Raw genomic sequence first — 13,158 nt, 5'->3', positions numbered from 1 at the left:
TCCTCTACAATTTTTTCTGTGAAATCCGCTCTGCTCAAATCTACCCTGCTGTCTCTCGCCGTCCTGACCACCGCCGTCTCGCTGGGGTCCTGTGCGCCTGCCACCAGCGATTTTGGCGTCAAGATTCCAGCCCCCAGCACTTCTGTGACGGGCAGTCTGGCCACTGGCGACTCCAGCGCCAAGAAACCCGAGTCCAGGTCCCCCCGCTATCCCATCAAAGCAGAGTCTGTCTGGACCATCAGCGGCCTGGATCAGAACAACAATGCCCTGAGAAGCAAGATCACCCTGACGGCTGCGCCACCCAGATACCGTAGCGGTGGAGACTGGTACTACGACGGCGACAACGGCTACATCAACCTGTACGAGGTGCAGCAGGGGACGCGTTTTCAGGTCTGGGATATTTCCAATCCAGAGCGGCTGGTGGTCTGTTTCATCCGCCAGTCCTACAACAACGCCCAGACCAGTTACGAGGGCGTGGGGCTGTCCGGCTCACAGGAGGAGATCGACGGCCTGTTCGCCAAGCTCAGCACGGTGTACGGCGGCAGTTGCCGCGTGACCCAGAGCTGAGGCGACCTGATCCCTACGCCTCCCGCACGCCCGTGACCCAGTAGCGCACGCGTTCGGCGACGTTTTCCATGTGGTCGCCGACACGTTCCAGGCTGCGCCCCACCCGCATCAGCATCAGCGCCTTGCTGATGTTGCGCGGGTCTTCGAGCATGTAGGTCACCAGTTCGCGCTGAATCTGCTCGTACAGGTCATCGACCTCGTCGTCCATGACGATGGTGGCCTCGGCGCGGGCCACGTCGCGGTCCGCGATGGCCGTGCGCAGGTTCTGGCTCATCTCGCCCAGGCGGGCCAGCATCCGCGCCAGATTGACGTATTTCTTGAGGGCCGGGGCCTGTGCCAGTTCCGCGCCGTCCTCGGCCACATGGACCACGTAATCGCCCATGCGCTCGATATCCGACAGGCTCTTGAGGATCAGCGCCACCAGCCGCAGGTCACGGGCCACCGGCTGGTGCAGCGCGATGATCCGCAAGCATTCGGCCTCGATCCGGGCCTCCTGAGCGTCTACCTCCAGATCCAGGGCGCGCACTTCAGAGAGCCGCTCGGTCTGTTCGCGTAGCAGCACGTCGGCGGCCACCGGCAGCATCTGTTCGACGGTGCCCAGCATGTTCAGAGCGCCGTTCAGGACGCTTCTCAGATCGTTTTCAAGCACTTCACGCATGGGAACTCCTGGGGGCGGTCAGCCTGGGGCAACGTAGCACCCGGCACGTCAGGGGAGGGTCAGGGGGAGGTCTGCCGGACGGTTCCGACAGACGGGCGGACAATCTCTGACGAGCACCTTGCTAGCCCCTTCCCCCGACCCCCGGCAGCGTGAAGCAGAAGGCATTGCGCCCGCCTGCGCGCGTTGCCCACGCCTGACCGCCCCAACCCTGAACGACGCTGCGGACGATGTACAGGCCCATGCCGCTGCCCTGGCCGCTGGCGTGGACGCCGCGCGTGTGGGCCTGAAACAGACTGTCGGTATCTGGGATGGGCGGGCCGTGATCCAGCACGCAGACCTCGGCCCAGGTGCCGCGCCCGGCAGTCTGGACCTCGATGTCCTGGCCCGGTGGGCCGTATTTCAGGGCATTCTCGATCAGGTTGAGCAGCACCTGAAGCAATTTATCGGGATCGGCGCGCACCAGATGGTCCGGGCCGAAGCTCAGGCGGGAGCCGCGCGCGGTCAACTCATTTTCCAGCAGGCGTTCGGCGCGGGCAAAAGCCTCGGCCAGTGGCAGGGTGCGGGCGCGGGTGGGCCGAAAACCCACGGCCAGGTCTTCTACCAGCCGGGCCAGCCGCCCCGTTTCCTGCAAGCCCTGGCGCACGAAATTCTGCGACAGCTCGCGCGGCATGTCGTATTCCAGCGCCTCCAGCACGCCGCGCAGGGCCGTGACCGGGGTGCGGAACTCGTGCGAGAGGACGGCGGTGGCCTCGCGCAGTTCGGCCTCGCGGCGGTGGTGTTCGGTAATGTCCTCGACCACCAGGGCCGAGACCTCGCCGTCGCGGGTGGCCGTGCAGCGCAGGGTGCGCCCGCCCACCTCCAGCTCCAGTTCACCGCCGCGCTCGATCAGGGCCTCTAAGGTATGCCGCCGCACCACCTCCAGCACCGGACGGCCCGCCGCCCGCGCCTGCGTGACGCCCCACAACCGTGAGGCCGCCGCGTTGATGCGGACCACGTTGCCGCCGCCGCACAGCAGCACCGCCTGGGGCAGCGCGTCGATCCAGAAGTCCGGGACCGTGCCAGAGGCTGCCGTCATTTTTCCCCGGACCACGGGCGCATGCGGTAGCCCTTGCCGCGCACCGTTTCCAGAAAGGCGGGCTGGCCCACCGTCTCGCCCAGGTGGGCGCGCAGTTGCGTGACGTGCTGGTCCACCGTGCGCTCGCCGCCCAGGAAATCCGCGCCCCACACCCGGTCCAGTAGCTCGGTGCGCGAGTAGACCCGTCCGGTGTGCTGGGTCAGAAAGGCCAGCAGATCAAATTCACGGCGGGTCAGGTTCAGTTTCTGCCCGGCCACGCTGGCCTCTGCGCCGCCCATATCGATTGCCAGCGGGCCGTTGGTCAGCGTCTGGGGCGTGTCCGGCTGGGTGCGCCGCAGCAGGGCGCGCACGCGGGCCACCAGTTCGGCAGCGGAAAAGGGCTTGGTCAGGTAGTCGTCCGCCCCCGTTTCCAGGCCCTCCACGCGCTCGGCCTCGGCGGCGCGGGCGGTCAGCATCAGCACCGGCAGGCGGCGCAGTTCGGCGTCGTCACGCAGGCGGCGCAGAAAGCCCAGACCGCTCTCGCCGGGCAGCATCCAGTCCAGCACCAGGGCGTCGGCGTCGGCCAGGGCGTCCAGCGCTCCTGCCGTGGAGGCCAACGCCGTGACCCGCAGCCCGGCACGCTCCAGGTGAAAGCGCAGCACATCCCGTACGGTTTCCTCGTCCTCAATGACAACGACGTGGCTCATTGCCTTCCATTCTGACCGCTCAGGTCAGGGGGATGTCAGGCGTGGGCAGTAGGGCGGCGGATGAATGGGGCCATCCCTTCCTTTTTTGCCCCCGCCCCTGTGCGTTACCCTGCACTTGCCGCGCTCCGGGCATGGAGCGGCAGGCCGTGACCGGGAACACAGCGCCATCCCTCTCCAGGCCGTTCTGTGAGACGCCGCCCGGCACGCAAGGAGCTTAGACATGCAAAAGTTCTATACCTCAGAATCAGTTTCGGAAGGTCACCCGGATAAACTCGCGGACTTCATCTCAGACAGCATTCTCGATGAATTTCTGCGCCAGGAGCCGGGCAGCCGGGTGGCAGTGGAAACGCTGCTGACCACCGGCATGGCCGTGGTGGCAGGCGAGGTCCGCGCCGAGACCGCCCATGTGGACATCCAGAAAACCGTGCGCGAGGCCGTCAAGACGGTGGGCTACACCCGCGCCGACTACGGTTTCGACGCCGAGTACAGCGCCGTGCTGGTCGCCATCCACGAGCAGTCGCCGGAAATCGGGGCGGGGGTGGATACCTCCGAGGAATGGCGTGAAATGACGCCGCAGCAGCAGGCAGACCCGAAGAATGCCCACAGCCGCATCGGTGCGGGCGATCAGGGCCTGATGTTCGGCTACGCCACCGATGAGACGCCGGAGCTGATGCCGCTGCCGATCAGTCTGGCGCACGCGCTGACGCGCCGCATCGCCGAACTCCGCAAGGACGGCATGCTGCCCTACCTGCGGCCCGACGCCAAGGCGCAGGTGACCGTGGTGCGCGACGGCGAACCGCACGAGGGCGGCGCGGTCAGCGTGGACACCGTGGTCATCAGCACCCAGCACGACGAGGACGCCACGCAGGAACGCATCAGGGCAGACATGCTGGAACACGTCATTCGGGCGGTAATTCCCGCCGAACTCCTGACGGCCCAGACCAAATACTTCATCAATCCCAGTGGACGTTTCGTGATCGGCGGGCCGCACGGCGATACCGGCCTGACCGGACGCAAGATCATCGTGGACACCTACGGCGGAGCCGTGCCACACGGCGGCGGGGCCTTTTCGGGCAAAGACCCCACCAAGGTGGACCGCTCGGCGGCGTATTACGCCCGCTACATTGCCAAGAATCTGGTGGCCGCCGGACTGGCCCGCCGCGCGCTGGTAGAGGTGGCCTACGCCATTGGCCGCGCCCATCCGGTCAGCCTGCGCGTGGACACCTACAGCACCGGCAAGCTGAGCGACGAACGCCTGGCCGAACTGGTCAGCGCCCACTTTGACGCCCGTCCACAGGCCATCATTGCCCAACTGGATCTCCAGCGCCCGATTTACGCCCAGACCGCCGCCTACGGTCACTTTGGACGCCCTGAGTTCCCGTGGGAGCAGACGGATAAGGCCGAAATCCTGCGGGTATCGGGGGCCGTTCCGCAAGAGGCGTAAGCAGGGCGGGAGGAAAACTTCCCAAACACGACATCCACATCAAAGGGCACATGCCAGAGGGAGAAAGACAGCCTCCAGCATGTGCCCTTGACCTGATTTTGACCGCAGCCATATTGATCACGGGTTGATCATGGGGGCTGTCTCATGCTGTGTTCAGGAGCAGGGCAAAAGGAGCTGATACCGCGCACCGGCGGTCCCCAGCACAGCTTTTTCCCGGCTTCGGGGAGGATGCATGCAGACATTCAGGTCTACACCGAAGATCAGGGCACGTTCGCCGGGGCTGTGGCGGGTGGCCATGTACGCCGCCCCACTGCTGCTGAGCGTGCTGCTCAGCGCCTGTGGCGGCGGCGACGCGCCAACAGGCGATACCCAGGCCCCCACGGTCACCCTGAGCGCCACTCCGGCGGCGGCAGCCGAGGGCGGCACTGTGACCCTGAGCGCCGCCGCCAGCGACAACGTGGGCGTCAGCAAGGTCAGTTTCTTTGACGGCGTGGCCCCGCTGGGCGAGGACACCAGCGAACCCTACAGCCTGAGCGTGACCCTGGCCGCAGGCAGCAGCGGCAGCCACAGCTACACGGCCCGCGCCTACGACGCCGCTGGCAACTCCACGGTGTCTGCCGCGCAGGTGGTCACCGTGACGGTCAGCGCTTCCACGGCAGGCGTCTGGGACAGCAGCAATTGGGATGAGGCCGTCTTCCAGTGAATCCAGTCCAGTGAACCGCGCCGCCCACTCCACTAGCCACCCCACCACCCTACCCGGAGGACACCCCATGAAAAAGCTGCTGACCCTGACCGCCCTGACCGCCGCCCTGTCCGCCCCTGCCCTGGCTGCGCTCTACACCGTCCCCAACACCTTCACGGCTGGATCGGCGATCAAGGCCGCCGACATGAACACCAATTTCCAGTCCGCCCAGACCGAGTTGCGCCGCCTGGATACCAAGGTGGTAGCCTTCATCCACACCAGCACGGCAACCAACATCACGTCCAACTGGACCTGCATTGACAACCCGGCCAGCAACAGCACGCCCACCGCGCTGGTGTTCGTGACCCCCAACTACAGCCCGCCCTCGCCCACCCCCAGCGGCTACGTGCCGTACCCGATTGGTGTGTGGTACACGACCAGCAAGTGGTGCATCTTCTATCAGGACACCACCAAGATCATGCCCGCCGGACTGTCGTTCAACGTGATGGTCACCAAGCCCTGACGCCGGGACAGGGGGCACACACAGCGGGAGAGCCGGGGGGAACATGCCTCCCGGCTCTCCCGCTGTGGCCCCTCCACCTACAGGCGCGCGTACTCCACGGCCACCCGTGCCGCCACCGCCGCGTTGTGCCGCACGAGGGCGATATTCGTTTCCAGACTGCGTCCGCCGGTAATTTCCACGATGCGGCCCAGCAGATAGGGCGTGGTGTCCTTGCCGGTCAATCCCAGCGCGTTCATGTCCGACAGCGCCTGTTCGATCTGCCCGGCCATCTCCTCGGCAGGAATCTCGGCGTCGGCAGGCACAGGGTTGGCGAGCATCACGCCGCCGCCGAGGCCCAGCGTCCATTTGGCGTGTAGCACGCGGGCCGCCTCGGCCTCGTTCGCCACACTCAGGGGCGAGGCAAAACCGCTGCGGCGCGAATAGAAGGCGGGGAATTCGTCACTGCCCAGCGTGATGGCCGGGATGCCCTGGGTTTCCAGCACTTCCAGCGTCAGGCCGATGTCCAAGATGCTCTTGACGCCCGCGCTGACCACGCAGACCTCGGTGCGGGCCAGTTCCAGCAGGTCCGCGCTGATGTCCATCGTCTGGCCCGCGCCCCGGTGGACGCCCCCTGTACCGCCCGTGGCAAACACGCGGATGCCCGCCAGCGACGCGATCCGCATGGTGGAGGCCACCGTCGTCGCGCCGTTCTGCCCCAGCGCCACCGTCACGGGCAGGTCACGGGTGCTGATCTTCTGCACGGATTTGTCGGTGGCGAGCTTCTCCAGTTCGTCGGGCGTCAGACCCACTTTCAGGCGTCCGCCCAGCACGGCAATCGTGGCGGGGGTCGCGCCGTTGTCGCGCACGATCTGTTCGACACCGCGCGCCATCTCCACATTCTGCGGGTACGGCATCCCGTGGCTGATGATGGTGCTTTCCAGCGCCACCACGGGCTTCCCCGCCTTCAGGGCGGCGGCGACTTCGGGGGTCAGGTCCATCAGGGCGGCAACTTCAGGACGGATAGGGTGGAGATTCATGGGACTCAGGGTACGCGAGGGCGCAGGGTCTTGCTATCGACGCTAGAAATCCACCACCACACCCGCGAATTTCAGCAGGTCCGTGATCCCGAATTCGCCGTTCTGGCCGAACATGGGAGTCCACTCGGGGTCCAGGGCCAGATAAGAGGTGTGATCGCCCTCCAGCACGCCCACAAAGACCTCAGTGACGATGCGCGCGCCCACTGCGCCCAGGCGTTTGCCATCCTGCTGCACGTCCGCCTCGCGCAGGATGTAGTACCACAGCGGCGTGCGGGCTTCCAAGTGCAGGTCTTTCAGGTCCGCCAGGTCTGCCGGAAGCAGTTCGTCCAGCTTCATGGCGCGGGCCACCCGCTGCCCGGAGGGCACGCTGAAGGTGAGCTGGCGCAGCAGGTTGCGCTGGGCCAGCGAGGCCACCTCGCCCGCGCCGAAACCGGGCAGGGCAAACAGCACGCTGGACAGTTTGGTGTCGATCTTCTTGTTGGGCCGCATCCGCCCGTCGCCGAAATCGAAGAAGGTCTGCCAGTCCACGAAACGCCGGGGCGCGCGGTGTTCGCCGCGCAGGTCGTCCGGGTCGGGGCTGGGCGGCAGACTGGCATCCAGGATCAGCCCGAAGAACTGCCCCGCGTCGTCTGCACCGAAGTTGGCGCGGTAGCTGGGGCGCACCTGCGAATGCCCGAAGCGGTAGGCCGCCACGCTGAATTCCACGGGAATGTACGGCGCGTTGTGCCACTTGTAGAACTTGCGCCCGTTCTCCAGCACGTCCTGCACCACGCCTGGGCCGCAGGTTCCAGGGAGGAATTCGTGCAGGATCATCCACTGGTAATGCCAGCGCACCAGCCGCTGGGCCTCGGTGAAGACCTCGGCGGGGCGGGCGGACAGGCCCAGCTCGGCGCGCACATGGTCCACCGCCGCATTGTGGAAGCGCAGCAAGGCCAGATGAAGCTGCGAGACGATCAGATTCTCGTCGTTGCGTGGGTCGCCGGTCAGGGCCACGCCCTGGCTGTTGCGCGGCAGATCGTGGCGGGTCACGCCGCCGCGCGACACAGCCTCGCAATCAGGAATCGCCTCGGTCAGCAGCTTGATGCCCCGGTCAAAGGCATCGGCGGGCTGCTGATCGTACAGGTGCGGCGTCGCGCCCGGCCCACTGCTATACACGCTGTCCAGCTCCAGCGCAGGCGTGCGGAAGTTGGAAATGGCCTCCGGGTCTACCTGCCGCTCCAGGCTGGAGGTCGGGTCGAAGGTCAGGTCATGGTCCAGAAACTGCCCCAGAAAGGTCATGCCCGCCGACAGGTCCGGGTTGTTGGGGTTGTTCACGCTGCGCGCCGGATCGGTGATCAGGGCCACCGGATCGCTGAGATCGTCGCCCGCGTCCATCAGCCCGCCTTTCTGCCCCAGTTCCATCAGTGCGGCGCGGAGCGTCGGCGTGTCCAGCCCGATAGACGGCAGCGTCGGAAACAGCCGCCCGAACTTGCCCTGCTCGTAGGCCACACTGCGCGGCGGATTTTCCCCACCCATCGGATAATGCCCGTGTCTGGTCATACCTGACCCTCCTGGTTGATGCCCAGCACACCCCTGCGGGACCGTTCCCCACAGCCGTTAACTGAACCTTGGGTCACCCTAGAACCAGGGGCGTGATCAGACCATGATCAGAAACCCGCCCGCTGACGCACCGCCGCCCGCGTCAGGTCCGGCACCACCGTCTGCGCACTTTCCACCGTCAGAGCCGCCGCCGCATGGGCCTCGCGCGCCGCGTCCGGCAACGTTTCCCCGGCCAGCAGCGCCACCAGGAACGCGGCCAGCATGGCGTCCCCAGCTCCTGTCACGTCCTGCACATCGGCGGACAGGGCAGGCAATTCATCCGCTCTGCCTGCGGTGGACAGCAGACTTCCGCGCACGCCGCGCCGCACCCACACCACTTCCACGCCGCGCCCATGCAGGGTCAGCGCCGCCTCGCGAATGGCGGCGGCTTCGTCCGATACTTCGGTCCCCACCAGGGCCGAGAGTTCGGCCAGATTGGGCGTGACGGCCCAGGGCGCGTGTCCAGCTTCTAATGCGGGCAGCAACCGCACCGCCTTGGGCACGCTGACCGGCTCGAAAATGACCCGGTTCTCCTGCGAAAGCAGATGCTCCAGCGTTTCGGGGGACAGGTTGCCGTCCGCGACGATGTAGGCCGCGCCACGCAACATGCTTTCCCGCTCAATCAAAACCGACGGGATCAGAGCGTCCATGATTTCCATCGCCGCCACCGCGATCAGCAATTCGCCGCCGCTGTCCAGCACCGCCGTGTAGGTTCCCGTGACCCCCTCCGGCAAGCGCAATGTGGGCGACACGTCCACGCCCGCCTCCGCTGCCTGCCGCAGCAGTCCGTCTCCCAGCGCGTCCGTGCCCACCGCCGAGAGCAGGGCCACGCCCACGCCCAGGCGGGCCAGATTCTCGGCCACGTTGCGGGCCACGCCGCCGGGAGCCTGCGCGGCGCGGCCCGGATTGCTGGTGCCGGGCACGGCGGGGGCCAGCGTCTGCACCTTGAGGTCCATATTCGCGCCGCCGATAGCGATGACCTGGGCCATCTGGGAGAGAGGAGGGGAAACCATTGGCCGAGTATGCCAGCGGCTTTCAACTTGCGCCGCCGCTCAGCCCACCACCAACTTGCCCACCGCCCACGCCAAAGCGTCACACGCGCTACACTGCCGGGCAATGGATGCCAAGGTAATTGTGGTCACGTCGGGCAAGGGTGGCGTGGGAAAAACCACGACCACCGCGAACATCGGAGCGGCTCTCGCCAAGCTGGGAGAGAAGGTCGTGGTGATCGACGTGGACGTGGGCCTGCGAAATCTGGACGTGGTGATGGGTCTGGAATCGCGGGTGGTCTTTGACCTGATCGACGTGCTGGAGGGCAAGTGCCGCATGAGTCAGGCGCTGATCCGCGACAAGCGCGTCGAGAACCTGCACCTGCTGCCAGCCAGCCAGACCCGCGACAAGGACGCCCTGGACCCCGAAGTGTTCAAGGAAGTGGTGCGCGGCCTGATCGAGACCGAGGGCTTTGACCGCGTGCTGATCGACTCGCCTGCCGGGATCGAGTCGGGGTTCCGCACGGCTGCGGCCCCGGCCACGGGCGCGCTGGTGGTCGTCAACCCCGAGGTCTCCAGCGTGCGCGACGCGGACCGCATTATCGGCCTGCTGGAAGCGCAGCAGATCAATGAAATCCGGCTGGTCATCAACCGCCTGCGCCCCAAGATGGTCGCCAGCGGCAACATGCTGTCTGAGGCCGATATTCTGGACATCCTGGGGGTTAAGCCGATTGGCGTGGTGCCCGAGGACGAGGGCATCATCGTGTCCACCAACATCGGCGAACCCGCCGTGCTGGGCAAAACCCGCGCGGGCGAGGCGTTCATGGCCACCGCCCGCCGCCTGAAAGGTGAAGACGTGCCGTATCCCAAACCCGATGTGGAAGGTGGATTCCTGGCCGCCCTGCGCCGTCTCTTTGGGGGGGCCTGACATGTTTTCCTGGCTCAAGCGTGGGCGCACGAAAGAAACCCTGAAAGACCGCCTGGAACTGGTGCTGGCCTATGACCGCGCCCAGATTCCCCCCGGCAAGGTGGAAGCCCTGAGAAACGACCTGCTGGAAGTGGTGCGGCGGTACTTCCCCACCGGCCAGAGCAGCATCGAGATCGAGCAGCGCGGCGACATGGTGGTGCTGCTGGCCAACATTCCCATCGACGAGAACGCACAGGGCCGCACCAAGCCCTGAAGCGAGTCCTGTTCAACCTGCGCCGCCGGACATCATCAGTTCGGCGGCGCTTTATTTATCTGGCAGACCCCGGCCCCACACGCTGCCTATCGCTAGGCCAAGCGCCAGACCCGCGCCCAGCGCTGCATTCTTAGTCTTGAATTTCATGGTCCGAACATAGGAAAGGAATGTGGCCTGCCTGTGAGTCTGGCTTAGGAGTGGGTCTTGGTGGACTGGCCGTCTGGCGTCTCCCAGTTCCGCAGCGCCGGGAATTCCCACCTCTGGCCGTGGCCTGTGCCGTAGCCTGTAGGGGTGAGGGAAGCCTTTAAATACGATCTGCGTTTTCCGCTGATCATCGCGGCGCTGCTGGTGGTGGGCCTGATGACGGTCAGCACCGCCGCGCTGTCGCCACGCGCCGCACCGGGGATTTTTACCAAGCAACTGATCGGGGTGGGTCTGGCCGCCGTGCCGCTGGCGCTGCTGTGGTGGGCGGGCAGAGAGCGCATCTATGCCTTTGCACCGTGGGTCTACGGTTCGGCGCTGCTGCTTCAGGCCAGCACGTTTGTCATTGGCCGCGAGATCAACGGCCAGCGCAACTGGATCGAGATCGGCCCGGTTCAGTTTCAGCCCCTCGAAATCCTGAAGTTCGCCCTGATTCTGATGCTGGCGGTGGCCCTGCGCGCCGGGTACAAAGGGATGAGGACCTACCTGTGGGCCTTTGCCGTTTTCCTGCCTGCCGTGGGGCTGGTGGTCATTCAGGATTTCGGCGGGGCGCTGGTCCTGAGCGTGATCTTCGGGGTGATGCTGCTGGCCGCGCGCATTCCGTGGTGGCACGCGCTGGTGGCCGTGCTGCTGGTGGGCGCTGCCGTGCCCACCGTGCTGTACCCGCATCTGGAGCCGTACCAGCAAAAGCGGCTGACCATCTTTCTGGACCCGTACCAGGACCCGCGCGGGGCGGGGTATCAGGTGATTCAAAGCACGATTGCCGTGGGTTCGGGCGGCGTGCAGGGCAAGGGGTACAAGCAGGGCAGCCAGTCCCACAACGGCTTCTTGCCGGAAGCGCACACCGACTTTGCCTTCAGCACCTGGGCCGAGGAACAGGGGCTGGTGGGCGGGCTGGCGGTGCTGGCGCTGTACGGCCTGCTGTTCTGGGGACTGGCCGGGATGGCAGCGGGATCACCCCGCTTGCAGGACCAGATTCTGTTTGCGGGCGTGCTGGGGCAGGTGGGGTTTCAGGCGCTGGAGAACATCGGCGCGGCGCTGGGCGTGCTGCCGCTGACCGGGATCACGCTGCCGCTGATCAGCTACGGCCTGAGCAGTCTGGTCAGCACGCTGGCGACGCTGGGGCTGGCCTACGTGGTCTACCGGGACCGTTTCGAGGGATCGATCTGAGCAGGATGCGGGGTGTGGGTTGTAGGGTGTGGGTTGTAGGGTGTGGGTTGTAGGGTGTGGGTTGTAGGGTGTGGGAAAAGATGAAGAGCGAGAGCGCTTGACCGTCACCGCGCCCCCACCTCTGGCCCCAGCCCAGCCCCCACCGTTCCGCCTGTCCGGGGCGCAACTGGGCCTGATCGCCTCCAACTTTTTGATGTGGGGCGGATTCTTCGCCGTGATTCCCCTCATCACGGTGCATTTCGCGGGGTCCGTGGAATCGGGTGGGCTGGGCTGGGCGGCGGCCAGCGTGGGGCTGGTGCTGGGCCTGCGGCAACTGACGCAACAGGGCCTGACCGTACTGGGCGGGGCGTGGGCAGACCGGGTGGGTCCCAAGCCACTGATTCTGGCCGGATGCGTGCTGCGCTCGCTGGGCTTCGCGTGGATGGCCTTCAGTGGCACACTGCCGGTCCTGCTGGCCTCAGCACTGCTGGCAGGGATCGGGGGGGGGCTGTTCGACGCGCCCAAGAACGCGGCCATTACTGCCGTAACCCAGCCGGAACACCGCACGCAGATGTTCAGTCTGGCGAGCATCTCGGGCAATCTGGGCATGGTGACGGGGCCGCTGATCGGGGCGGCACTGCTGGGGCTGGGCTTTCAGGTGGCGGCCCTGGCCTCGGCATGTGTGTACCTGCTGGCCGCCGCCGTGATGGGCCTGACCCTGCCGCATGTGCGCCCGCCGAAACGTCCGCCGGGGAGTGGGATGGCTGGCCTGCGCGCCGCCGCCAACAACGCACCGTTTCGCCGCTTTACCCTGGTGCTGATCGGCTACTTTCTGCTGAGTACACAGATCAACGTGGCGATCACCCTCAAGGCGATTGCGCTGGCGGGACCGCAGGCCACCGGGCCGCTGTACGCGGTGTCGGCGGGGCTGGCGGTAGCGCTGCAATACCCGCTATTGCGGCTGGCCGAGCGCTATCTACGCGTCCGCACGGTGCTGACGCTGGCCGTGGGCGCGGTGGGCGTGGCGCTGGGGCTGATGGCGCTGGCCTCCACTTTCGGGGCACTGCTGCTGTGCGTGGGGCTGTACAGCCTGGGCACCATGCTGGTCTACCCCACCCAGCAGACCCTGACCGCCCGCTTTGCCCCCGCCGGGCAGGTGGGCAGTTACTTCGGCTTCAGCGCCATCAGCCTCGGGATAGGCGGGGCGCTGGGCAGCGTGCTGGGCGGCTGGCTGGTGGACACGGGCACCAGCATAGGCGTGCCTGCCCTGCCCTGGGTTCTCCTGGCCGCCACTGGACTCGTCACCGCCTGGGGTCTGCGCTGGGCACTGCGCGATCTGGCCCCGGCTGTGCGCTGAAACAGCCAGAATTTCGCCCTGCATGAAGAAACCGCCTGACCGCCTGAACATT

The 13,158-nt window shown here is 66.4% G+C and carries 14 protein-coding genes; 8 read left to right on the top strand and 6 right to left on the bottom strand.

Going from position 1 to position 13,158, the window contains the following annotated elements:
* Nucleotides 1-18 precede the first annotated feature (18 nt).
* Nucleotides 19-567, top strand: coding sequence for a hypothetical protein (locus BOO71_RS23875; RefSeq protein WP_075836755.1), 549 nt, complete (start codon nt 19-21; stop codon nt 565-567).
* Nucleotides 568-580: 13 nt separating this feature from the next.
* Here the strand turns inward: BOO71_RS23875 and phoU are convergent, their stop codons facing one another.
* The 3 genes from phoU to BOO71_RS23860 all read right to left on the bottom strand — a co-directional run bounded on the left by phoU (nt 581) and on the right by BOO71_RS23860 (nt 2,986).
* Nucleotides 581-1,225 carry a phosphate signaling complex protein PhoU gene (gene phoU, locus BOO71_RS23870; RefSeq protein ID WP_075836754.1) on the bottom strand — a complete coding sequence of 215 codons (645 nt, stop codon included), beginning with the start codon at nt 1,223-1,225 and terminating at the stop codon, nt 581-583.
* Between the two features lie 121 nt (nt 1,226-1,346).
* Nucleotides 1,347-2,300, bottom strand: a complete 954-nt coding sequence (locus tag BOO71_RS23865) for a sensor histidine kinase (RefSeq protein ID WP_075836753.1) — start codon at nt 2,298-2,300, stop codon at nt 1,347-1,349.
* Entirely contained in the window at nt 2,297-2,986 is a 690-nt protein-coding gene (locus BOO71_RS23860) for a winged helix-turn-helix domain-containing protein (RefSeq protein WP_075836752.1), read from the bottom strand. The genes BOO71_RS23865 and BOO71_RS23860 overlap by 4 nt, the downstream gene beginning before the upstream one ends.
* A 220-nt stretch (nt 2,987-3,206) precedes the next feature.
* Between BOO71_RS23860 and metK the strand changes: the two genes are divergently transcribed.
* The 3 genes from metK (at nt 3,207) to BOO71_RS27395 (ending at nt 5,635) form a co-directional block, all read left to right on the top strand.
* Nucleotides 3,207-4,430 carry a methionine adenosyltransferase gene (gene metK, locus BOO71_RS23855; RefSeq protein ID WP_075836751.1) on the top strand — a complete coding sequence of 408 codons (1,224 nt, stop codon included), beginning with the start codon at nt 3,207-3,209 and terminating at the stop codon, nt 4,428-4,430.
* A 232-nt stretch (nt 4,431-4,662) separates the two neighbouring features.
* Entirely contained in the window at nt 4,663-5,133 is a 471-nt protein-coding gene (locus BOO71_RS23850) for an Ig-like domain-containing protein (RefSeq protein WP_139323168.1), read from the top strand.
* Nucleotides 5,134-5,200: 67 nt separating this feature from the next.
* A complete protein-coding gene (locus BOO71_RS27395) occupies nt 5,201-5,635 on the top strand; it encodes a DUF7452 domain-containing protein (protein ID WP_075836749.1) in 435 nt (144 codons plus the stop codon).
* A 77-nt stretch (nt 5,636-5,712) separates the two neighbouring features.
* Here BOO71_RS27395 and BOO71_RS23840 read toward each other — a convergent pair whose 3' ends face one another.
* The 3 genes from BOO71_RS23840 to BOO71_RS23830 all read right to left on the bottom strand — a co-directional run bounded on the left by BOO71_RS23840 (nt 5,713) and on the right by BOO71_RS23830 (nt 9,242).
* On the bottom strand, nt 5,713-6,651 hold the full coding sequence (locus BOO71_RS23840) for a pseudouridine-5'-phosphate glycosidase (protein WP_075836748.1): 939 nt from the start codon (nt 6,649-6,651) through the stop codon (nt 5,713-5,715).
* 42 nt (nt 6,652-6,693) lie between these two features.
* The gene (locus BOO71_RS23835; RefSeq protein WP_075836747.1) at nt 6,694-8,190 is read right to left on the bottom strand and encodes a peroxidase family protein; all 1,497 of its coding nucleotides are present in this window, start codon (nt 8,188-8,190) and stop codon (nt 6,694-6,696) included.
* Between the two features lie 107 nt (nt 8,191-8,297).
* On the bottom strand, nt 8,298-9,242 hold the full coding sequence (locus BOO71_RS23830) for a carbohydrate kinase family protein (RefSeq protein WP_083653786.1): 945 nt from the start codon (nt 9,240-9,242) through the stop codon (nt 8,298-8,300).
* Between the two features lie 103 nt (nt 9,243-9,345).
* Between BOO71_RS23830 and minD the strand changes: the two genes are divergently transcribed.
* The 4 genes from minD to BOO71_RS23810 all read left to right on the top strand — a co-directional run bounded on the left by minD (nt 9,346) and on the right by BOO71_RS23810 (nt 13,106).
* On the top strand, nt 9,346-10,146 hold the full coding sequence (minD, locus tag BOO71_RS23825) for a septum site-determining protein MinD (RefSeq protein ID WP_075836745.1): 801 nt from the start codon (nt 9,346-9,348) through the stop codon (nt 10,144-10,146).
* 1 nt (nt 10,147) lies between these two features.
* Nucleotides 10,148-10,399 (top strand): cell division topological specificity factor MinE, encoded by a 252-nt coding sequence (gene minE / locus BOO71_RS23820; protein WP_075836744.1) that lies wholly within the window; start codon nt 10,148-10,150, stop codon nt 10,397-10,399.
* Between the two features lie 291 nt (nt 10,400-10,690).
* Nucleotides 10,691-11,770 (top strand): FtsW/RodA/SpoVE family cell cycle protein, encoded by a 1,080-nt coding sequence (locus tag BOO71_RS23815; RefSeq protein WP_075836743.1) that lies wholly within the window; start codon nt 10,691-10,693, stop codon nt 11,768-11,770.
* 97 nt (nt 11,771-11,867) lie between these two features.
* On the top strand, nt 11,868-13,106 hold the full coding sequence (locus tag BOO71_RS23810; RefSeq protein WP_075836742.1) for an MFS transporter: 1,239 nt from the start codon (nt 11,868-11,870) through the stop codon (nt 13,104-13,106).
* The last annotated feature ends 52 nt before the right edge of the window (nt 13,107-13,158 follow it).

It is taken from the genome of Deinococcus marmoris, assembly GCF_001949125.1.
Classification (GTDB): Bacteria; Deinococcota; Deinococci; order Deinococcales; family Deinococcaceae; genus Deinococcus; species Deinococcus marmoris_A.
The sequence above is the reverse complement of the archived record's forward strand: the minus strand, read 5'-3'. Positions and strand labels throughout refer to the sequence as shown.